22 protein-coding genes and 1 tRNA gene are annotated in these 20509 nt (G+C 70.9%); 14 read left to right on the top strand and 9 right to left on the bottom strand.

Features of this window, described 5'->3' with window-relative positions:
* Nucleotides 1–133: 133 nt before the first annotated feature.
* The 6 genes from HEQ75_RS19860 to HEQ75_RS19835 all read left to right on the top strand — a co-directional run bounded on the left by HEQ75_RS19860 (nt 134) and on the right by HEQ75_RS19835 (nt 5536).
* A complete protein-coding gene (locus tag HEQ75_RS19860; protein ID WP_168033861.1) occupies nt 134–883 on the top strand; it encodes an electron transfer flavoprotein subunit beta/FixA family protein in 750 nt (249 codons plus the stop codon).
* Nucleotides 884–885: 2 nt separating this feature from the next.
* A complete protein-coding gene (locus HEQ75_RS19855) occupies nt 886–1812 on the top strand; it encodes an electron transfer flavoprotein subunit alpha/FixB family protein (RefSeq protein WP_168033860.1) in 927 nt (308 codons plus the stop codon).
* Between the two features lie 121 nt (nt 1813–1933).
* A complete protein-coding gene (locus tag HEQ75_RS19850; RefSeq protein WP_168033859.1) occupies nt 1934–2812 on the top strand; it encodes a 3-hydroxybutyryl-CoA dehydrogenase in 879 nt (292 codons plus the stop codon).
* A 3-nt stretch (nt 2813–2815) separates the two neighbouring features.
* A complete protein-coding gene (locus HEQ75_RS19845; protein WP_168033858.1) occupies nt 2816–3574 on the top strand; it encodes a potassium channel family protein in 759 nt (252 codons plus the stop codon).
* 77 nt (nt 3575–3651) lie between these two features.
* A complete protein-coding gene (locus HEQ75_RS19840; RefSeq protein WP_168033857.1) occupies nt 3652–4611 on the top strand; it encodes a Bug family tripartite tricarboxylate transporter substrate binding protein in 960 nt (319 codons plus the stop codon).
* 13 nt (nt 4612–4624) lie between these two features.
* A complete protein-coding gene (locus HEQ75_RS19835) occupies nt 4625–5536 on the top strand; it encodes an NAD(P)-dependent oxidoreductase (protein WP_168033856.1) in 912 nt (303 codons plus the stop codon).
* On the opposite strand, the gene HEQ75_RS19830 is transcribed toward HEQ75_RS19835, so the two are convergent.
* The gene (locus tag HEQ75_RS19830) at nt 5520–6035 is read right to left on the bottom strand and encodes a pyridoxamine 5'-phosphate oxidase family protein (RefSeq protein WP_168033855.1); all 516 of its coding nucleotides are present in this window, start codon (nt 6033–6035) and stop codon (nt 5520–5522) included. The two genes, HEQ75_RS19835 and HEQ75_RS19830, sit on opposite strands and share 17 nt — an antisense overlap.
* Before the next feature lie 117 nt (nt 6036–6152).
* On the opposite strand from HEQ75_RS19830, the gene HEQ75_RS19825 reads away from it, so the two are divergent.
* Nucleotides 6153–6935, top strand: coding sequence for an enoyl-CoA hydratase/isomerase family protein (locus HEQ75_RS19825; protein WP_168033854.1), 783 nt, complete (start codon nt 6153–6155; stop codon nt 6933–6935).
* Nucleotides 6936–6941: 6 nt separating this feature from the next.
* Here HEQ75_RS19825 and HEQ75_RS19820 read toward each other — a convergent pair whose 3' ends face one another.
* The 3 genes from HEQ75_RS19820 to ppa form a co-directional block, all read right to left on the bottom strand.
* Nucleotides 6942–7097 (bottom strand): type II toxin-antitoxin system RelE/ParE family toxin, encoded by a 156-nt coding sequence (locus HEQ75_RS19820; RefSeq protein ID WP_168033853.1) that lies wholly within the window; start codon nt 7095–7097, stop codon nt 6942–6944.
* 591 nt (nt 7098–7688) lie between these two features.
* Complete coding sequence (locus tag HEQ75_RS19815; RefSeq protein WP_168033852.1) at nt 7689–9821, bottom strand: sodium-translocating pyrophosphatase; 2133 nt, start codon at nt 9819–9821, stop codon at nt 7689–7691.
* Nucleotides 9822–10014: 193 nt separating this feature from the next.
* Complete coding sequence (gene ppa, locus HEQ75_RS19810) at nt 10015–10563, bottom strand: inorganic diphosphatase (protein ID WP_168033851.1); 549 nt, start codon at nt 10561–10563, stop codon at nt 10015–10017.
* A gap of 157 nt (nt 10564–10720) precedes the next feature.
* Here ppa and HEQ75_RS19805 point away from each other — a divergent pair, with 157 nt between their 5' ends.
* The 4 genes from HEQ75_RS19805 to map all read left to right on the top strand — a co-directional run bounded on the left by HEQ75_RS19805 (nt 10721) and on the right by map (nt 13695).
* Nucleotides 10721–11911 (top strand): E22 family MetX-like putative esterase, encoded by a 1191-nt coding sequence (locus HEQ75_RS19805; protein WP_168033850.1) that lies wholly within the window; start codon nt 10721–10723, stop codon nt 11909–11911.
* Nucleotides 11912–11978: 67 nt separating this feature from the next.
* The gene (locus HEQ75_RS19800) at nt 11979–12647 is read left to right on the top strand and encodes an RraA family protein (protein WP_168033849.1); all 669 of its coding nucleotides are present in this window, start codon (nt 11979–11981) and stop codon (nt 12645–12647) included.
* Between the two features lie 32 nt (nt 12648–12679).
* Nucleotides 12680–12752: transfer RNA gene (locus HEQ75_RS19795), tRNA-Ile, on the top strand.
* Nucleotides 12753–12945: 193 nt separating this feature from the next.
* Entirely contained in the window at nt 12946–13695 is a 750-nt protein-coding gene (gene map, locus HEQ75_RS19790) for a type I methionyl aminopeptidase (protein ID WP_168033848.1), read from the top strand.
* Nucleotides 13696–13714: 19 nt separating this feature from the next.
* Here map and HEQ75_RS19785 read toward each other — a convergent pair whose 3' ends face one another.
* Nucleotides 13715–14113 carry a metallopeptidase family protein gene (locus HEQ75_RS19785; protein ID WP_168033847.1) on the bottom strand — a complete coding sequence of 133 codons (399 nt, stop codon included), beginning with the start codon at nt 14111–14113 and terminating at the stop codon, nt 13715–13717.
* Nucleotides 14114–14182: 69 nt separating this feature from the next.
* On the opposite strand from HEQ75_RS19785, the gene HEQ75_RS19780 reads away from it, so the two are divergent.
* Nucleotides 14183–14485: a 4a-hydroxytetrahydrobiopterin dehydratase gene (locus HEQ75_RS19780; RefSeq protein WP_168033846.1), complete on the top strand. Its 303-nt coding sequence runs from the start codon at nt 14183–14185 to the stop codon at nt 14483–14485.
* Between the two features lie 116 nt (nt 14486–14601).
* On the top strand, nt 14602–15717 hold the full coding sequence (locus HEQ75_RS19775) for a branched-chain amino acid ABC transporter substrate-binding protein (protein ID WP_168033845.1): 1116 nt from the start codon (nt 14602–14604) through the stop codon (nt 15715–15717).
* Nucleotides 15718–15778: 61 nt separating this feature from the next.
* Here the strand turns inward: HEQ75_RS19775 and HEQ75_RS19770 are convergent, their stop codons facing one another.
* The 4 genes from HEQ75_RS19770 to lpdA form a co-directional block, all read right to left on the bottom strand.
* A complete protein-coding gene (locus tag HEQ75_RS19770; RefSeq protein WP_168033844.1) occupies nt 15779–16333 on the bottom strand; it encodes a DUF4142 domain-containing protein in 555 nt (184 codons plus the stop codon).
* A gap of 116 nt (nt 16334–16449) precedes the next feature.
* Entirely contained in the window at nt 16450–16731 is a 282-nt protein-coding gene (locus HEQ75_RS19765) for a hypothetical protein (RefSeq protein WP_168033843.1), read from the bottom strand.
* A gap of 75 nt (nt 16732–16806) precedes the next feature.
* Complete coding sequence (locus tag HEQ75_RS19760; protein WP_209318662.1) at nt 16807–18033, bottom strand: DNA adenine methylase; 1227 nt, start codon at nt 18031–18033, stop codon at nt 16807–16809.
* Nucleotides 18011–19531 carry a dihydrolipoyl dehydrogenase gene (lpdA, locus tag HEQ75_RS19755; protein WP_407925901.1) on the bottom strand — a complete coding sequence of 507 codons (1521 nt, stop codon included), beginning with the start codon at nt 19529–19531 and terminating at the stop codon, nt 18011–18013. Before lpdA ends, HEQ75_RS19760 begins: the two co-directional genes overlap by 23 nt.
* On the opposite strand from lpdA, the gene HEQ75_RS28845 reads away from it, so the two are divergent.
* Nucleotides 19525–20388, top strand: coding sequence for an AraC family transcriptional regulator (locus HEQ75_RS28845; protein ID WP_168033841.1), 864 nt, complete (start codon nt 19525–19527; stop codon nt 20386–20388). The two genes, lpdA and HEQ75_RS28845, sit on opposite strands and share 7 nt — an antisense overlap.
* Nucleotides 20389–20509: the final 121 nt, after the last annotated feature.

The following is a 20509-nucleotide window of genomic DNA, read 5'->3' as shown; positions in this document are numbered from 1 at the left end:
CGGAGCAGGCCGGCTTGCCGCGATTGAAGGCCGGCCTTATGGTCGGCGCCGTTTTGGCAGCTTGTTTCGCAGACGCGAAATGCGCCCGGCGCCCGTCTGGCGCGCCGCGCGACGACCAGGGACCCGGCACCGAATGAAAATCCTCGTCCCCGTGAAGCGGGTGGTCGACTACAATGTGAAGGTCCGCGTGAAGGCGGATGGGACGGGGGTCGAAACGGCCAACGTCAAGATGTCGATGAACCCCTTCGACGAGATCGCGGTGGAGGAAGCCGTCCGCCTGAAGGAAAAGGGCGCGGCCACCGAAATCATCGCCATCTCCGTCGGCCCGACCGCGGCGCAGGAACAGATCCGCACCGCGCTGGCCATGGGCGCCGATCGCGGCGTGCTGGTCGAGGTGGACGGGGTGGTGGAACCGCTCGCCGTCGCCAAGATCCTGAAGGCGCTGGTGGACAAGGAATCGCCGCAGCTCGTCATCATGGGCAAGCAGGCGATCGACGACGACATGAACGCCACCGGCCAGATGCTGGCCGCGCTGCTCGGCTGGGGCCAGGGCACCTTCGCCAGCAAGGTGGAGATCGCCGATGGCAGCGCGAAGGTGACGCGGGAGGTCGATGGCGGCCTTGAGACCGTCTCCCTCACCCTGCCGGCCATCGTCACCGCCGATCTGCGCCTGAACGAGCCGCGCTACGCCTCGCTGCCCAACATCATGAAGGCGCGGAAGAAGCCGATCGAGACGGTGAAGCCGGCCGATCTCGGCATCGATGCCAGCCCGCGCCTGACCGTGCTGAAGGTGGAGGAGCCGCCGAAGCGCAGCGCCGGCAAGAAGGTGGGCAGCGTGGCGGAACTGGTGGACAAGCTGCGCAACGAAGCGAAGGTGATCTGACCATGGCCGTGCTCGTTCTCGCCGATCGCGGCGAAACCGTCTCCCAGCCCACGCGCAGCGCGGTTGCCGCGGCGCAGCTGCTGGGTGGGGATGTGCATGTGCTGGTGCTGGCGGAGGCCGATGCCGCCGCCGCCGCCCGGCTGCCGGGCGTGGCCAAGGTGCTGGTGGCCGAGGGCGGCCCCACGGCCCAGGGGCTGGCGGAGCCGGTGGCGGCGCTGCTGGTCAGCCTGGCACCCGCCTATGACCACCTGTTGGCACCGGGCAGCGCGGCCGGCAAGAACGTGATGCCGCGGGTTGCCGCCCTGCTCGATGTGCAGATCATCTCGGACGTCGCCGGCGTGGAGGGCCCCGACACCTTCCGCCGCTTCATCTATGCCGGCAACGCGCTGGCCACGGTGAAGACGGCGGATGCGAAGAAGGTGCTGACCGTGCGCGCCGCCAGCTTCGACCCGGTGCCGGCCGAGGGTGGCGCCGCGGCGATCGAGCCCGCCGCCGCCGCCGCCGATCCGGGCGTCTCCATCTTCGTCGGCGCCGAGATCGCGAAGCTGGAGCGGCCGGAACTGACCGCGGCGCGAATCGTCATCTCCGGCGGCCGCGCCATGGGCTCGGCCGACAATTTCAAGATCCTGGACGGCATCGCGGACCGGCTGGGGGCGGCCATCGGTGCCTCCCGCGCCGCCGTCGATGCGGGCTATGCGCCGAACGACATGCAGGTGGGCCAGACCGGCAAGATCGTGGCGCCGGAACTCTACATGGCCTTCGGCATCTCTGGTGCCATCCAGCACCTGGCCGGCATGAAGGACAGCAAGGTGATCGTCGCCATCAACAAGGACGAGGAGGCGCCGATCTTCCAGGTGGCCGATTACGGCCTGGTCGGCGATGTGTTCAAGATCATCCCGGAACTGGAAGCGGCGCTCGACAAGAAGTAGGCGCCGCGTGGCGCCGGATGCACATGCATCTGACGCAAATGCTTCCGGCGCATGTGGTCGACCCGCGCGGCCGGCCCATGCTCCAACGCGCCGTTGCGGTTTTTCAGGCGGAGACAGCGTGATGGCGGGGATCGAGACTCTCGGCGTGATCGGCGCCGGGCAGATGGGCAACGGCATCGCCCATGTCGCCTCCCAGGCGGGGCTCGCCGTGGTGATGCTGGACGTGGCGCAGGCCGCGCTCGACAAGGGCCTGGCGACGCTGGCGAAGAACATGGACCGCCAGGTGTCCAAGGGCACGCTGACCCAGGCCGACCGCGACGCGGCGCTGGCCCGCATCGCCACCAGCACGGACTATGCCGCCTTCGGCGCTTGCGACCTGGTGATCGAGGCCGCGACCGAGCGCGAGGACATCAAGAACCGCATCTTCGCCACGCTGACGCCGCATCTGAAGGCCGGCGCGCTGATCGCCTCCAACACCTCCTCCATCCCGATCACCCGTCTGGCGGCGGCGACCGACCGGCCGGGCGCCTTCGTCGGCATGCATTTCTTCAACCCCGTCCCGCTGATGAAGCTGGTCGAGGTCATCAGGGGGTTGGCGACCGATGACGCCACCGTGCAGGCGGTGGCGGCGCTGGCGGAAAGAATGGGCAAGACGGTGGCCTATGCCGCCGACTACCCGGCCTTCATCGTCAACCGCATCCTGCTGCCGATGATCAACGAGGCCTGCTTCGCCCTGCATGAGGGGGTGGGCGATGTCGTCTCCATCGATTCCGGCATGAAGCTGGGCTGCAACCACCCGATGGGGCCGCTGGAATTGGCGGACTATATCGGCCTCGATACCTGCCTCGCCGTGCTGCGCGTGCTGCAGGAGGGCATGGGCGACCCGAAATACCGCCCGAGCCCGCTGCTGACGAAGTATGTCGAGGCCGGCTGGCTGGGCCGCAAGACCGGCCGCGGCTTCTACGACTATGGCGTGACGCCGCCGAAGCCGACCCGCTGAGGCATGGGCGAGCGGCTGGGGCCCTTCGACCGGGTCGCCGGGCGGGTCGGGCTCGGCGCCGGCTACGGCCTGCTGGCGCTGGATCTGGCGGCGCTCGCCTGGGTGATCGCGGAAAGCTTCCTGCCGCAGGGCCCGACGCTGCGGCTGGTGGATTTCGGCTTCGGCCTGGTGCTCGGCGCCGAGCTGGTGCTGCGGCTGCGCGCCAGCCCGACCCCCTGGAAGGATGCCACCCACCCCGCGGGCATCGCCGACATCCTGGCCGTCCTGGCCTTCCTGCTGGCGCCCTTCGCGCCCGGCTGGGGATTCCTGCGCAGCCTGCGCACGCTGCGGCTGCTGCGTTCCGCCCGGCTCCTGGCGCAGTTGCGGCGCGACCTGAGGCTGTTCCGGGTGAACCCGGATGCGCCGATCGCCGCCGCCGACCTCGTCGTCTTCATCGCGGTGATGACCGGCATCGTCCACGCCACGCAATACGCCCGCAACCCGGAAATCGCGAACTGGGCGGATGCGCTGTATTTCACCGTCACCGCGCTGACCACGACCGGCTTCGGCGACATCACGCTGGAGGGCAGCTGGGGCCGGCTGCTGACCGTCTTCATCATGCTGTGCGGCGTGACGCTGTTCCTGCGCCTGGCGCAGGCGCTGTTCCGGCCGGTGAAGGTGCGCTTCCGTTGCCCGAGCTGCGGCCTCGGCCGGCATGATACGGATGCGGTGCATTGCAAGGCCTGCGGCATCCAGCTCAACATCCCCGACGACGAAAGCTGAACCGGTTGCCCGGGGCGGGGCGCGTCGGCATGCTGCCGGCAGAGGCCGCGCAGACGGCCGCAACCGGGAGAGTTTCCATGACGCTGAGCCGCCGTGGCCTGCTGGCCGCCACCCTCGCCCTGCCCTTCGTCGGCACCGCACGCGCGCAGCCCGGCTGGCAGCCGAGCCGCCCCATCCAGCTCATCGTCGGCTTCGCCCCGGGCGGCGGGTCCGACATCATCGCGCGGACCATCGCCGAAGCCGCGGCACCGCTGTTCCCGCAGCCGCTGGTGGTGGTGAACCGACCCGGCGCAGGCGGCGCCATCGCCGCCGAATTCGTCAGCCGCGCGGCGCCGGATGGCCACACGCTGCTGATCGCGGGCGGCTCCGAGAGCACCTCCCTGCCCGCGCATCGCGACCTGCCCTACGACCCCAAGCGGTCCTTCACCGCGGTCATCCGCCTGACCCGCAACGCGCATTTCATCTGCGCCCGCGGCAAGGGCGGCCGCTTCACCAGCATGCAGCAGGTGATCGAGGCGGCGAAGGCGCGGCCGGAGGCGGTGACGCATGGCTCCTCCGGCGTCGGCACGCTGTCGCATTCCATCTTCATCATGCTCGGCCGGGCGACGGGGACGGAGCTGCTGCACGTGCCCTATACCGGCGGCGGGCCGCAGCAGCAGGCGCTGCTGGCGGGGCAGGTGGATCTGGTGGTGCAGGCCTCCGACGAGCTGCGCGGCCTGGCGGCCTCGGGCGATATCGTGCCGCTGGCCTGCGCCTCGGCCCAGCGGATGCCGGCCTACCCACAGGTGCCGACGCTGCGGGAGCTGGGGATCGATCTGGTGGCGGACAACATGAAGGGCTGGGTCGGCCCGGCCGGGATGCCGCCGGCGATGGTGGGATACCTGCACGACCGCTTCCGCCGCGGCATGGCGACGCCCGGCTGGCAGCGCTTCATGGAACAGACCGGGGAAGCCGATGGCTATGCCGACGGCTCCGGCTTCCAGCGCGACATGGACACGCTGCTGGACAATATCCGCGCCGCCATGCGCCGCGCCTGAACAGGGAAACAGCATGACCGACAGCATCCAGCCGCCGGCCCCCGCCGCCTTCATCGGCCTCGGCGTGATGGGCGCCGCCATGGCCGCCAACCTCGCCAAGGCGGGCTATGCGCTGGCGGTGAACAACCGCAGCCGGGGCAAGGCCGCGGCGCTGGAGGCTTCCGGCGCGCGCTGGGCGGCAACGCCGGCGGAAGCGGCGCGCGGCGCGGCCTTCGTGGCGCTCTGCCTGCCGGACACGCCGGATGTGGAGGCGGTGCTGTTCGGCCCCGATGGCGTGGCCAGGGGCGTTGCGCCGGGGACGGTGGTGGTGGATTTCTCCACCATCGCCGCCGCCGCCGCCGCCGGCTTCGCCGCCCGCCTGGCCGCGGAAACCGGCGCCATCCTGCTGGACAGCCCGGTCTCCGGCGGCCCGAAGGGCGCGCTGGAGGGCACGCTGACCTGCATGGTGGGCGGCGACGCCGAGGCCTTCGCCCGCGCCGAGCCCTGCTTCCGGGCCATGGGCCGGACCCTGACGCATCTGGGCCCGGCCGGATCAGGGCAGGTCTGCAAATCGGCCAACCAGCTGATCGTCGCGACCACCATGCTGGCGGTGGCGGAGGCCCTGGCGCTGGGCGCCAAGGCCGGGCTGGACGGGGAGAAGATGCGCCAGGCGCTGCGCGGCGGCAGCGCCGCCAGCTTCGTCATGGAAAACCACGCGACGCGGATGCTGGCCGGGCAGTTCGCGCCGGGCTTCCGGGCGGAGCTGATGCGCAAGGACCTCCGCCTGTCGGCAACCGCCATGCGTGACCACGCGGTGTTCGCCCCCGCCACGGCGCTGACGGCTCAGATGCTGGAGGCGCTGGTCGCCTCCGGCCGTGGCGGGCTGGACAGCGCCTCGGTCGGGGCGCTGGTGGCCGAGCTGTCCGGACTCAAGCCGGGCGCTTGAAGGCCACCTTGTCGTTCTCCCCGGCCTCCGGCGCCTCCCCGCCCAGGCGCGCCTTCACATAGCCATAGGCGTGCAGCAGGGTGGAGGAAGGGGCGTCCCAGTACTCGGCGCCTTCCACCTGCACCTTCAACAACGCCGCCTTGGGGTCCTCCGGGCCGCCGGGGAACCAGGCGCGCAGCGGTTCGGACCACATCGCCTTCTGCTGCGCCGCGTCCCGCACCACCCGGGCGGTGCCGGAGATCGACACGTAGTTCTGGTCGGACGGCTCGGCATAGGCCAGCAGCACCCGCTCATCCTGGCGGATCTCCTCCACCTTGGGCGAGCCGGCGGCGGTGAAGAACCACAGCGTGCCGTCGAACTGCTCGGTTTCCACCGCACGCATCGGCCGGCCGCGCAGATGGCCCTCGGCATCCACCGTGACGAGCGTCGCCACCTCGATGTCGCGGATCAGTTCCCACACCTTGTCGCGGGCGGCCTGGTCGGTGCGTGTCTGCGTCATGGCTTGGAGATCCCTTCTCGGTCGGGGTCAGAACGGCCGGGCGGGGCGGCGGTTGCGCGACGGCCGGGCGGGTTCGGCCATCTGGCGGGATGGCGGCGGCGCGGATAGGCTGGTGCCATGCCACACCCCCTGATCCGGCATGAGCGCGACGGCGCCATCGCCATCCTCACCATCGATCGCCCGGCCAAGCGCAACGCGATGGACCTGCCCATGTGGATCGCCCTGGCGGAGGCGATGGAGGCGTGCTCCGCCGATGACGCCCTCGGGTGCGTGGTGCTGCGCGGCGCCGGGGAGGAGGCCTTCTGCGCCGGCGCCGACATCGCCGCCTTCGCGACCGAGCGCGGCACGCCGGAGCGGGAGGCGGTGTATGCGGCGGAGATCGGCCGCAGCTTCCAATCCCTGCGGGCCTGCCGCCACCCCGTGGTCGCCGCCTGCCGCGGCTGGACCATGGGCGGTGGCGCCGGCCTGGCGACGATGGCGGATTTCCGGGTGGGTGGCCCGGCCACGCGCATCGGCATCCCGGCGCGCAACCTGAACATCTTCTACGCCTATGACGAGCTGGACCCGATCCTGCAGTCGGTGGGCTATGGCGTGGCGATGGAGATGCTGGTGGAAGGCCGCGTCTTCACCGGCGCGGAAGCCTATGAAAAGGGCCTGCTGTCCCGCCTCGTGCCGGATGAGGCGGTGCAGGAGGAGGCGCTGGCCATGGCCCGGCGCATCGCCCAGGGCGCGCCGCTGGCCAACCGCTTCCACAAGCGGGCGCTGCAGGAGCTGCGCGGCGCCCTGCCGATCAGCGCGGAGCAGTACGCGGCCAGCCGGACCTTCCCGTACACGGAGGATTTCCGGGAGGCGGCGCGGGCTTTCGTCGAGAAGCGGAAGCCGGTGTTTCGCGGGCGCTGAGGCGCCCTACCAGGGCAGGCCGCGGCCGCCATAGGGCACGCGCAGGATGCGCAGGCTGTCGCCACGCAGGCGGTAGACCATCACCACCCGCCGCTCGAAGGCCAGGCCTCGCTTGCCGTTCGGCCCGCATGGCCGCCCCGCCTCAGGGAAGAGCGCCAGCACCACACGAAGGTCTCACCTTCGTGTCCCTCACACGCCCGGCGGGCCGCCTGCGCGGCCCTTCGCTTCGCGGCACTGGCCGCGGCGCGCGCTCGGCCCTTCGGGCGCAGGCCGGAACGTCGTGCGTTCGGTAGCAGGCGGTCGAGATCGGCTGCCGCGCGGGCCTCGCCGCCCTCCGCGACGATCTGTGCCTGCAACGCCAACAGGCCCTGGCGTGCGGCCCAGGTGAATTCGAGACAGGCCACGTCTGCGCTTCAGCCTGCGCGGAGGCGTTCGCGCAATTCGCGAAAGACCTGCCCGGCAGGGATCGCATCCGACGGGTCCCGCATCATGGCCTCGGCAAGGGGGCGATCTGTTCGCGGATGATGCGCTCGCGCGTGGCCTCCTCGGCCAGGGCGCGCAGGCCGGCGGAGAAGATCTCGCCCGGCCCCGCAGGCACGCCGGCTTCCGCCAGGCGTCGCTCGGCTTCGGGTTGCTCCTCGGTCAGCTGGAGGGTCCGGACGATGCCCGTGGCGGTCGGGCGACCGCATCGCGGGATCCAAGAAAAAGGGCCGGCGGATCGCTCCGCCGGCCCGGGACAGGCGCCGAGCGCCCTCAGCTATGCGCCAGGATCGCCAGCAGCAGCAGCGCCACGATGTTGGTGATCTTGATCATCGGGTTCACCGCGGGGCCGGAGGTGTCCTTGTAGGGGTCGCCCACCGTGTCACCGGTGACCGCCGCCTTGTGCGCCTCGGACCCCTTGCCGCCGAAATGGCCTTCCTCGATGTACTTCTTGGCATTGTCCCAGGCGCCGCCGCCGGTGGTCATGGAGACCGCCACGAAGAAGCCGGTGACGATGACGCCGAGCAGCATGGCACCCAGCGCGCTGAACGCCGCCGCCTTGCCGCCGATCGCCAGGATCACGCCGAAGACCACGATCGGGGAGAGCACCGGCAGCAGCGAGGGGATGATCATCTCCTTGATCGCCGCCTTGGTCAGCATGTCCACCGCGCGGCCGTAATCCGGCTTCTCCGCGCCGGTCATGATGCCCGGATGCTCGCGGAACTGGCGGCGCACCTCCTCCACCACCGCCGTTGCCGCACGGCCGACGGCGGTCATGGACATGCCGCCGAACAGATAGGGCAGCAGGCCACCGAACAGCAGGCCGACCACCACATAGGGGTCGGACAGGCTGAAGGTCATCACGCCGATCCCGGCGAAATACGGGTAGACCTCCGGATTGGCGATGAAGTGGTTCAGGTCCTGCGTATAGGCCGCGAACAGCACCAGCGCGCCGAGGCCGGCGGAGCCGATGGCATAGCCCTTGGTCACCGCCTTGGTGGTGTTGCCCACGGCGTCCAGCGCATCGGTGGAGACGCGCACCTCCTTCGGCAGGCCGGCCATCTCCGCGATGCCGCCGGCATTGTCGGTCACCGGCCCGAAGGCATCGAGCGCCACCACCATGCCGGCGAGTGCGAGCATCGTCGTCGTCGCAATGGCGATCCCATAGAGGCCCGCCAGGCCGTAGGAGGACAGCACGCCGGCGATGATGATCAGCGCCGGCAGCGCGGTCGATTCCATGGACACGGCCAGGCCGCGGATCACGTTGGTGCCGTGCCCGGTCTGCGAGGCTTCCGCGATGGAGCGCACCGGGCGGAAATCCGTGCCGGTGTAGTATTCCGTCACCACCACGATGGCCGCCGTCACCGCCAGGCCCACCGCACCGCAGAGGAACAGGCTGAAGGCGCCGAAGCTGTGGCCACCGGCCGTCACCGTGCCGGTGCCGAAGACCAGGTAGCAGAGCGGCAGCAGCACCGCGAGCGACAGCGCGCCGGTGACGATGAAGCCGCGATACATCGCGCCCATGATGTTGTTGCTGGCCGGCAGCTTCACGAAATAGGTGCCGACGATGGAGGTCACGACGCAGACCGCGCCGATGGCCAGCGGGAACAGCATGCCGGCGATGCGGGCTTCCTCGGTGAAGGAGATGGCGGCCAGCACCATCGTCGCCACCATGGTCACGGCATAGGTCTCGAACAGGTCGGCCGCCATGCCGGCGCAGTCGCCGACATTGTCGCCCACATTGTCCGCGATGGTGGCGGGGTTGCGGGGGTCATCCTCGGGGATGCCGGCCTCGACCTTCCCCACCATGTCGCCGCCGACATCGGCGCCCTTGGTGAAGATGCCGCCGCCAAGGCGGGCGAAGATCGAGATGAGCGAGGCGCCGAAGCCCAGCGCCACCAGCGCATCGATCACGAGCCGGCTGTTCGCCGCCAGGCCGCCGATCGGCACCAGGATCAGGAAATAGGTGGCGACGCCGAGCAGCGCCAGGCCGGCCACCAGCATCCCCGTGATGGCGCCGGACTTGAAGGCCACGTCCAGCCCCGCCGCCAGCGACTGCGTCGCCGCCTGGGCGGTGCGCACATTGGCGCGGACCGAGACGTTCATGCCGATGAAGCCCGCGGCCCCCGACAGCACGGCGCCGATCAGGAAGCCGATCGCCACGGCGAAGGCATGGCCGCCGAAGCCGAAGGCCGCCAGGATGACGAAGAACAACACCACGCCGACGATGGAAATGGTGATGTATTGGCGCTTCAGATAGGCATTGGCGCCTTCCTGGATCGCCTTGGCGATTTCCTGCATGCGGTCGGTGCCGGCGTCCCGGGCCAGCACCTCCTTCGCCGTGATCACGCCATAGGCGATGGATAACGTGCCCAGGACGATGATCAGCAACAATGCGAGCGTCATCAAGCGACGAACTCCCCCTTGTTTGGTGCCCCGATGTCCGGGGTGCAGCCCTTGTCCGGGGGCGGGGGCGCGGAGGGAGCCGCAGCGGACCTGCCCCGCTGCGCGGGCGGTCCAAAGCTTGCCGGGCGGCCGCAGCGCTGTCCACGCCGCCCGTGCAGGGGCCGAGAAAAAGTTGGCCGGAAGGGCGGGCGGGCTACTCCGCCGCCTCGCCCTCGCCGGCCTTCCGGTAGGCTTCCATGGAGGCGATGATGATGTCCGCCGCCTCGCTGGCCGAGCCCCAGCCGCGGACCTTCACCCATTTGTCGGATTCGAGGTCCTTGTAGGTGGCGAAGAAGTGCTCGATGGAGGCGCGGGTGATCTGCGGCAGTTCCTCGGCGCTGGTGATGCCGGAGAACATCGGGTGCACCTTGTCGTGCGGCACGCAGACCAGCTTCTCGTCCGAACCGGCCTCGTCCTCCATGTGCAGCACGCCGATGGGCCGCGCCCGGATGACGCAGCCCGGCACCACCGGGGCGGGGGTCAGCACCAGCACATCCGCCGGGTCGCCGTCATCGGCCAGCGTGCCGGGGATGAAGCCATAGGCGGCGGGGTAGGCCATCGGGGTGAACAGGAATCGGTCCACCACCACCGCGCCGCTGTCCTTGTCCAGCTCGTACTTCACCTGGCTGCCCTGGGGGATTTCCACCACCACGTTGACGTCGTGCGGCGGCGCCTTGCCGGTGGGGATCTTGGCGAGGTTCATGGCGGTGGGAGACCCTGGATCGCGGTTGCGGCGCCCATCCTAGCGCGACCCGGCGGCGGGCGCGACCGGGGGGCAGGTGTCTTGCCATGACGCTTGCGCGGCGCCCGCTCCGGGGATCAACCTGCGGGCAAGAAGACACCTGGGGAGATGAGGTCCGATGCGTCTGCTGCTGCTTGCCCTTGCCGCCGCTGCCTTCTGGCAGGCGGCCCCTGCCTCCCACGCCCAGCCGGCACCCGCCGCGACGGAGATCGTCGAGAAAAGGGTGTTCGAGGCGCCGAGCCACACCACCCGCAACGGTGGAACCATCGACAACCTCCGCATCGGCTACCAGACCGCCGGCACGCTGAACGCGGCGGGCGACAATGCCGTGCTGGTGGCGCATTTCTTCTCCGGCACCAGCCACGCCTTCGGCCGCTACGCGGCCGACCAGCCGGTGGGTTACTGGGACGCCATCATCGGCCCGGGCCGGGCGATCGACACCAACCGCTTCTTCGTCATCTCCTCCGACACGCTGGTGAACCTGAACGTGCGCGACAACCGCACCGTCACCACCGGCCCGGCCTCCGTGAACCCCGCCACCGGCCGGCCCTGGGGCACGGATTTCCCGGTGGTCTCCATGCGCGACTTCATCGAGGTGCAGAAGCGCCTGCTGGACAGCCTGGGCGTGAAGCGCCTGGCGCTGGTCACCGGTGCCTCCATGGGCGCGCTTCAGGCCATCGAATGGGCCGCCGCCTATCCGGAGATGATCGACCGCGTGATGCCGGTGATCGGCAGCGGCGAGGTGGACCCCTGGATGCTCGCCTGGCTCGACATCTGGGAAGCGCCGATCCGCATGGACCCGAACTGGCGGGAGGGCGACTACTACGCCCAGGGGCGGGAGCCGCCGCTGCGCGGCCTGGCGGAGGCGCTGAAGATCGTCACCGTGCAGGCGCAGGACCGCCCCAGCCTGGCGCGCTTCGGCCGCCGGTTGGCGGAAGGCCAGGACCCGGCGCGGCGGCTGGCCGACCGGTTCGAGGCCGAGGCCGCGCTGGATGCCGCGGCGATGGCCCGGGCGCGGGTCTCCGATGCCAACCACTTCCTGTACCTGACGCGCGCCAACCAGCTGTATCTGAACGAATACGCCAGCACGGAAGCAGCGCTCGGGCGCAGCCGGGCGCGCTGGCTGGTCGTCGCCTCCCCCACCGACCGGGTCTTCATGCTGGACTACAACCGGGAGATGGTGGCCGCGCTGCGGCGGCTGGGCCGGCCGGCGGAGCTGGTGGAGGTGACGGGGCCCCTCGGCCACCTCAATGGCGTGGTCGGCATGGCCCAGGTGGCGGCGCCGATCCGCGCCTTCCTGGCGGAATAGCGCCCCCCGGCTTGGCAGGGCCGCCGGCTGCGTCATGCTGGCGGCCCGGATTGAGAAGGAACACCCCATGCCTCCGCGCTATGTCGTCGAGCCGATGCCCGCCCAGATCAGTGCCGAGGTGGTGGCGCTGCTTGAGAAGGCCGAGACGGCGACGGTCGGCCATTGGCGCCACTGGGGCTTCGTGGACCGCAAGGTGCAGGGGCTGCTGCGCCGGCGCGTGGCCGGCACGGCGGTGACGGTGCAGATCCCGGGCGCCGATTCGACGCTGCTGCACCATGCGCTCGGCCTGCTGCGGCCGGGCGACGTGCTGGTGGTGGACCGGCTGGGCGATGACCGCCATGCCTGCTGGGGCGGCGGCGTGACCGTCGCGGCCAAGGCGGCCGGCGCCAAGGCCGGTATCGTCGATGGCGCCTGCACCGATGTGGAGGAGGTGGAGGCCTCCGACTTCCCGCTGTGGTGCCGCGGCCTGGCGCCGATCACCACGCGCATCTACGATCTGGGCGGGCGGATGAACGTGCCGGTCTCCATCGGCGGCGTGGTGGTGATGCCGGGCGATGCGGTGCTGGCGGATGAAAGCGGCGTGCTGATCCTGCCGCCCGGCGAGGCGGAGGAGGAGGCGCGGCGCGCCATCGCCACCCAGGAACGCGGGCTGGCGACGCAGGACCGGGTGGCGAAGGGCGAGAAGCTGGGCGCGATCAGCGGCGCCTCGGCCAAGGTGCTCGCCGGGCTTGCGTGACGGCGGCGCACTTGCCATGCAGGGGGCGGGCCGGGCCCGTAGCTCAATGGTCAGAGCGGGCCGCTCATAACGGCTTGGTTGCAGGTTCGAGTCCTGCCGGGCCCATCCCGCCCGCCCGCGAAGCGGCGCGCGGCGCTGACGCGCGAGGGCGGAATCCCCCGGAGGGATGCGGCTCCGCGCACGGCGCGGTTCCGTCTTCTTCTTCCGCCCGCGAAGCGGCGCGCGGCACTGCCGCGCGAGGCGGGATTCCCCCGGCGCCCATCGCCGCCCGCCACGCCCCCCACGCGAAAGACGCCGGATGACGATCACCAAGCAGGACGAGTTGGATGGGCTGAAGGATATCGGCCGGATCGTCGCCAACACGATGCACGCCATGGCCCGCGCCATCGAGCCGGGCATGACGACGCGAGAACTGGATGCGATCGGCCAGGCGCTGCTGGAGCGCGAGGGCGCGGTCTCCGCGCCGCGGGCCCTCTATGGTTTTCCGGGCGCGACCTGCATCAGCGTCAATGAGGAGATCGCCCATGGCATCCCGGGCGACCGGGTGATCCGGCAGGGCGACCTGGTGAACATCGACGTCTCGGCCTCGAAGCAGGGCTATTTCGCGGATACCGGCGCGAGCTTCCGGGTGCCCCCCGTGGCCCCGGCGCTGGACCGTCTGTGCCGCGACGGGCGGCGCGCCATCGGCATCGGCATCGGCGAGGTCCGCAGCGGCAGGACGCTGGCGGGCATCGGGGCGGCCATCGGGCGCTTCGCCGCCGCGCGCGGCTACACGCTGATCCGCAACCTGGCCAGCCATGGCGTGGGCCGGTCGCTGCACGAGGAACCGACGGAAATCGCAACCTGGCCGACCCAGGGCGACCGCCGGCGGATCGGCAAGGGCCTGGTGCTGACCGTGGAGCCCTTCCTGTCCCGGGGCGGCCAGTGGGCCGAGGAGGCGGGTGACGGATGGACGCTGTACAGCGCGCCCGCCGCCCCCGTGGTGCAGTATGAACACACGGTCGTCGCCACGGATCGCGGCGCCATCGTGGTGACCCTGCCCGGCTGAGCGGCCCGGGCGGTCGCCATCAATCCTCCTCGCCTTCCAGCCGGTCGATGTCGTCGTCCGAGAAGCCGAAATGATGCGCGATCTCGTGGATCAGCACGTTGCGGACCAGGCGGAACAGATCCTCCCCGGTCTCCACCCATTCCAGCAGGATGGGCTCGCGGTACAGGGTGATGGTGTCGGGCTCGCCCGGGGCGTCCATCACGCTGCGGCGGGTCATCGGCGTGCCGCGGTACAGGCCGGTCAGCGCCCAGGGGCTCTCGAAGCCAAGCTCGGCGGCGGTGGCCTCATCCGCCACCTCCTCCACCAGGATGGCGGCGCCGCGAACAAGGTCGCGCAGCTCCTTCGGGATGGCGGAAAAGGCCTGCTCGGCCATCTCCACGATATCCTCGATCGCGGGGGGGTGGTTGAACCGGGTCATCCGGTGTCTCCTTCACGTGTGGCACGATCCCGTCAAGGGCCGGCCGTGTGACGCACAGGGGGAAGCACCGTGATCCGACCGCTGGACGAGGCCGCGCGGGCCGAACTGCCGAGCCTGCTGCCGCTGTGGCAAGCGGTGGAGGGCCGGGATGCGATCCGGCGGCGCTTCCGCTTCGCCGATTTCTCCGCCGCCTGGGGCTTCATGGCCCGAATCGCCCTGCTGGCGGAGCGGATGGACCACCACCCGGAATGGTCGAATGTCTGGAACCGGGTGGAAATCCTGCTGACCACGCATGATGCCGGTGGCCTGTCCGCGCGCGACGTGGCGATGGCGCAGGCGATCGACGCGATCGAGCCCGGCCGGCTGGGCTGATCATCCCCCGCCGGTCATCGACGGCGCTGGCCAAATTCACCCGCTTCCGCCTACCCTTTCGGCATCGCATGGGGCGGCAATGCCCGTGCCCGGCGTTGCAACAGGGAGTGACTGGGATGCTGAAACGCAGGACCATGCTGGGCGGCGCCTTGGCCGTGCCGGCGCTGCTCAACCGCGGTGCCATGGCGCAGGGCTCCGGCCCGATCCGCATCGCCACCGCCGGGCCGATGACCGGCCAGTACGCGGCCTTCGGCGGCCAGATGCGCGCCGGCGCCGAACAGGCGATCACCGACCTCAATGCCGCCGGCGGCGTGCTGGGCCGGCAGCTGGCGCTGGAAGTCGGCGACGATGCCTGCGACCCGCGCCAGGCGGTCTCGGTGGCGAACCAGCTGGCCTCCCGCCGCGTCGCGCTGGTGGCCGGCCATTTCTGCTCCGGCAGCTCGATCCCGGCCAGCAAGGTCTATGGCGAGGAAGGCGTGCTGCAGATCAGCCCGGCTTCCACCAACCCCGCCTACACCGACAATGGCGACTGGAACACCTTCCGCGTCTGCGGCCGGGATGACCAGCAGGGCCTGGTGGCCGGGCGCTACATCGCGCAGACCATGAAGGACCGGCGCATCGCCATCCTGCACGACAATTCCGCCTATGGCCGCGGCCTGGCGGAGGAGACGAAGAAGTCGCTGAACGCGGCCGGGGTGCAGGAGGCGCTGTTCTCCGCCTACACGCCGGGCGAGCGCGACTATTCGGCCATCGTCTCCCGCCTCCAGCAGGCGAATATCGGCGTGGTCTATGTCGGCGGCTACCACACCGAAAGCGGGCTGATCCTGCGCCAGGCCAAGGAGCAGGGGATGAACCTGACGCTCATCGGCGGCGACGCGCTGGTGACGAACGAGTTCTGGCAGATCACCGGCGCCGCCGGCGAGGGCACGCTGATGACCTTCAGCAGCGACCCGCGCAAGCGCCCGACGGCCGCCCAGGTGGTGCAGCGCTTCCGGGCGAAGAACATCGATCCCGAGGGCTATGTCCTTTACACCTACGCCGCCATGCAGATTTGGGCGGCGGCGGCGGCCCGGGCCGGCGGCACCGACCCGCGGCGCATCGCGGCGCTGCTGAAGTCGGGCGGCCCCTGGGCCAGCGTGCTCGGCGACATCAGCTTCGACCGCAAGGGCGATGTGACGGTGCCGGACTACGTCTTCTATGTCTGGCGCAACGGCAGCTACGCCGAGATGTAGGCTCGCCCGAAGCCCTCTCCCCCACCGGGGGAGAGGGTCCGGCGAGGGAGTTCCCCCGAGACTACTCGGCGCGGGGCGCCTGCAGGGCCTCGGCACGTGCCAGGTGGGCGCGCAGCCTCGGCAGGTACTTGGCGGCGAAGCTCTTCAACGCCGCCACCTCGCCATTCTCGGCGTAGGACTGGAAGTAGGTCGCGGCCTCCCGGTTCTCCTCCACCTGCATCTGCACGTACCAGCGGTTGAGCTCATCGCCCTCGAAGGCGCGCAGGCGCGCCAGCTTGGCGGTCATCACGTCGTTGCTCGCCGCCGGCTGGCGCGTCGTCGCCTCGGGCAGGGAGCGCAACTCGGCCGACATGGCGGTGTGGGTGGCGATGATCTCCTGCGCCAGTTCCCGGATCTGCGGGTGGGTGCTGTTTTCCAGCAGGATCCGGCTGGACTGGATTTCGAAGTTGTTGCCCACCGTCGCGCGCTCCACGAAGGTGTTGGAGCCGATGCCGGTGCTGCTCAGCAGGTCGAGCACGGTGGTCGGGCGGCTGGTGGGGGGGGAACCGGTCTGCGCCGCGAGCGGCAGGGCCGTAACCAGCATGGCGCCGGCAAGAAAAAGGCTGCGTCGGTTCATCGCGCGTCTCCTGGATTGATCGTTGGGGTCCAGGAAACGTCTCAGGCGCAACCGGGTTGCCCCGGTTGCCGCATCGTCAGGCCCGGGGCGGTGACAATTGCTTCAGCACCAGCCGATCAACCCAGGCGGAACAGCCGCCGCAGGCGCTGTCCGGTTCGATCCGCGCGCTGGATCATGCGGACTTCCATCGCCTCCACCTTCTCCACCGTGGTCGGCCAGCGGGAGGCAGCCCATCCCAGGCCCCGATGCGCCCACAGATACTGGTGGCGCAGCACGAACAGGCCGAGCGCGAAGAACACCGCCCCTGGCAGCACCGGCAGCAGGCCGCCGACCGGCGCCAGCGCGATGAGCGACCAGCCCGCGCATTTCCGGCGGAGCGAGGGGCGATATTCCATCATGATCCGGCAGATGGCCTTCCCCGGGGGCGGCTGCAACGGCCGGAAAGCGGCCATTTCCGGGCAGCGCGCCGGGCTTCAGGGCACCCGGCACCAGGGCTGGTCCGCCGGCAGGTCCAGCAGCCGGTCGCTGGCGACATAGAGCCGCTCCACCGTCGCCGCGGGGCCGGGCCGCCCCACCTTTTCGCCCCGGCCATTGTGGATGCCCAGCCGTGTGCCGGCATAGCGGCGATGCGGCACCTCCAGCACATGCAGGTAGCCGCGGCCGGCCAGCATCCGCTCCAGCTCCGCCCGCCCGAGAAAACCCTCCGCGCCGAAGGACACCACCAGCGTCGGGGCCCGCAGCGCGGCGACCAGCGTGGCGAAGGCGGGGCCGATGGCGGCGCGGCGGTTGAAGGGGCTGCGCCGGGTGCGGCAATCGGTGCGCTTGCAGGCCCGGCCATAGACCTCCGGCCGATCCCAGCGCACCAGCGTCTCCCACAGATGGTAGTTCGCCAGGTAGGCGTGCTGGTCGTAGGGCGGGTCGAGATAGGCCACGTCGCACTCGATGGCCGCGGCCAGCGCCACCGCATCCTCCCCCAGCGCCAGGCAGGGGCCGGAAGCCGGGCGAGGCAGCAGGTCGGGCAGCCGCAGGGCCAGCGGCTTCAGCGCACGCGGCGCCAGCGCGCGGAGGAAGGCCATCTGGTGGCCGGGGCTGCTGTCCACCCGGTCCGCCGCCTGCAGCAGGGCGGCGAGCAGCACCGCCTCCAGCTCCGGCTCCGCCTCCAGCCGCCGGATCGCTTCCCGCACCGCCTCGATGCGTGCCGCATTGGCCGGGTGCAGGTAGCGGGCCTGGCCGGCATAGGTCTCGGTGAACCAGCCGGGCGCCGGCGGCAGGTCGGCGAAATCGGCCAGCAGCCGGCGCGCCCGCGCACCCCAGGCTTCCGCATCCGCCTGCACCACGCCGCGCGCCAGCACCTGGGCGAAGCGCAGCTCGTCATTCGCCAGCACCTGCCATCCGGCCGCCTTCACGGCATGGGCAACGCGGGCGGAGCCGGAGAACAGGTCGGCCACCACCGCCCCCTCCCCCGCCGCCGCCCCGATCGCCCGCAGGATCGGCCCCAGCAGCGCCTTCTTCGATCCCAGGTATTTTATCAGGCTGCCGCTGCCTGGCGGCCAAGGCGGCCGGCCATCCGGGGCAGGAGGCGCGGGCCCGGCGCCAACGCGCGGGCGGCGGCGCGCGGCGGCCGTATCGGCACGGGCGGCGCAAGCGGCCGGAGGGCGCGCCCGCCGCCTGGGGGCACTAGATGTGCAGGGCGCGGCCACCCACGGCCAGCGCGGCTTCCTTCACCGCCTCGTTCAGCGAGGGATGCGCATGGCTGGTGCGGGCCACATCCTCGGCGCTCGCGCCGAATTCCATGGCGACGGCAATCTCGGCGATCAGGGTGCCGGCATCGGCCCCGAGGATATGCGCGCCGAGGATGCGGTCCGTGGTCTTGTCGGCCAGGATCTTCACGAAGCCATCGACATCGCCCATGGCCCGGGCGCGGCCATTCGCCGTGAAGGGGAACTTGCCCACATTGTAGGCTACGCCGCGCGCCTTCAGCTGTTCCTCGGTCTCGCCGATGCTGGCCACTTCCGGCCAAGTGTAGACCACCCCCGGAATCGCGTTGTAGTTCACATGGCCATGCTGGCCGGCCAGGATCTCGGCCGCCGCGACGCCCTCCTCCTCCGCCTTGTGCGCCAGCATGGCGCCGGCGATGGCATCGCCGATGGCGTAGATGCCCGGGATATTGGTGGCGAAATGCGCATCGGTGATGACGCGGCCACGCTCATCCTGCGCCACGCCGATCTCCTTCAGGCCAAGGCCTTCGGTGAAGGCGCGGCGGCCGATGGCCAGCAGCACCACATCGGCCTTCAGCGTCTCCGCCGCCCCGCCGGCGGCGGGCTCGATGGTCAGCGTCACGCCGTCATCGGCCTTCTGCGCGCTGGTCACCTTCGACTTCAGCTTGAACTTGATGCCCTGCTTGGCCAGCACGCGCTCGAACTGCTTGCCCAGCTCCGTATCCATGCTCGGCACCAAGCGGTCGAGGAATTCCACCACCGTCACCTCGGCGCCCAGCCGGCGCCAGACGCTGCCGAGTTCCAGCCCGATGACGCCGCCGCCGATCACCACCAGGTGGCCCGGCACCTTCTCCAGCTCCAGCGCGCCGGTGGAGGTGACGATCTGCTTCTCGTCCACCTCCACCCCGGCCAGCGGCATGCTCTCGCTGCCGGTGGCGATGACGATGTTCTTCGCCGCATAGGTGGTCTCGCCCACCTTCACCTGGCCGGGGGCGGGGATGCTGGCCGCGCCCTTCAGCCAGGTGACCTTGTTCTTCTTGAACAGGAACTCCACGCCCTTGACGTTGGCCGAGACCACCTCCCCCTTGCGGGCCTGCATGCGCGCAAGGTCGTAGGTCACGCCTTCGACCATCACGCCATGGTCGGCCAGCTTGTGCTTGGTCTCCTCGAAATGCTCCGAGGAATGCAGCAGCGCCTTGGACGGGATGCAGCCGACATTCAGGCAGGTGCCGCCCAGCGTCGCGCGCTTCTCCACGCAGGCCACCTTCATGCCGAGCTGCGCCGCGCGGATCGCGCAGACATAGCCGCCGGGGCCGGCGCCGATGACGATGAGGTCGAAGCTCTCGGACATGAAGAGGATCCTGCGAATGCTGGCCGGACCATAGCCCGCGCCCGGCCCGGTGCAAGCCGCGGCAGGATCGCAAGGCGGATCAACTGCGTCCGGTGCATGATGCCGCCGGCAGAGGGGCCGCCATGGCATTGAAGCTTCCCACCCGGCAGGATTACGCAAGGCGCATCGCCCGGGCCATCGCGCTGATCGCCGCCGACCCGGCGCGCAATCCCGGGCTGGAGGATCTGGCCGCGGCCGCCGCCTTCAGCCCCTTCCACTTCCACCGCATCTACCGCGAGATCACCGGCGAGACGCCCGCCGAGACCCTGGCGCGGGAGCGCCTGTCGCGCGCCGCCGGGCTGCTGGCGCGGGAGAGGCTGCCGATCGCCGCCGTGGCGCGGCGCTGCGGCTATGGCTCCGCCGCCGCCTTCACCCGGGCGTTTCGCGCCGCCTACGGGGTGCCGCCCGCCGCCTATCGCGATGCCGGCGGCATCGGCCGGCCGCGGCCCGAACCTGGCGACGAGGAGGATTGGATGAACGAGGTCACGATACGGGATGAGCCGGCGCTGCGCCTGGCCACCCTCGCCCATCGCGGCCCCTATATGGGCATCGGCACGCGCTTCGACCTTCTGGCCGCCTGGGCGCGGGCGCGCGGTCTGGAGGGGCCGGCGACGCGCTGGATCGGCCTGTTCCACGACGACCCCGGCAGCGTCCCGGCCGATGCCCTGCGGGCCGAGGCGGCGATGACGGTGCCGGAGGGGGTCGAGGCGTCGGATGGCGTCATCCTGCGCACCCTGCCGCCCACGCGCCTGGCCGTGCTGGTCTTCCGCGGCCCCTATGCGGAGCTGGAGCGGGCCTATCGCCGGCTGTACCGGGACTGGCTGCCCGGCAGCGGCGAGGAACCGGCGGACCAGCCGGCGCGCGAGGAATACCTGAACGACTGCCGCAGCCTGCCGCCGGCCGAATGGCTGACCGCGGTGATGCTGCCGCTGCGGCCGGCGGCATGAGTCCGGCGACGGCCCGCCCTGCCCGGCTCGCCGGCCGCCCGGCACGCGCTGGACCCATGGCGGCTCCACGCTGCTCGGCGCGCTGATCGCCCGCGGCGGCGGCCAGTCCCTGCCGGATTTG

The organism is Falsiroseomonas selenitidurans (genome assembly GCF_012103215.1).
Lineage (GTDB): Bacteria > Pseudomonadota > Alphaproteobacteria > Acetobacterales > Acetobacteraceae > Falsiroseomonas > Falsiroseomonas selenitidurans.
Note: the sequence above shows the minus strand (reverse complement) of the source record. Positions and strands in the feature narration are given on the sequence as shown.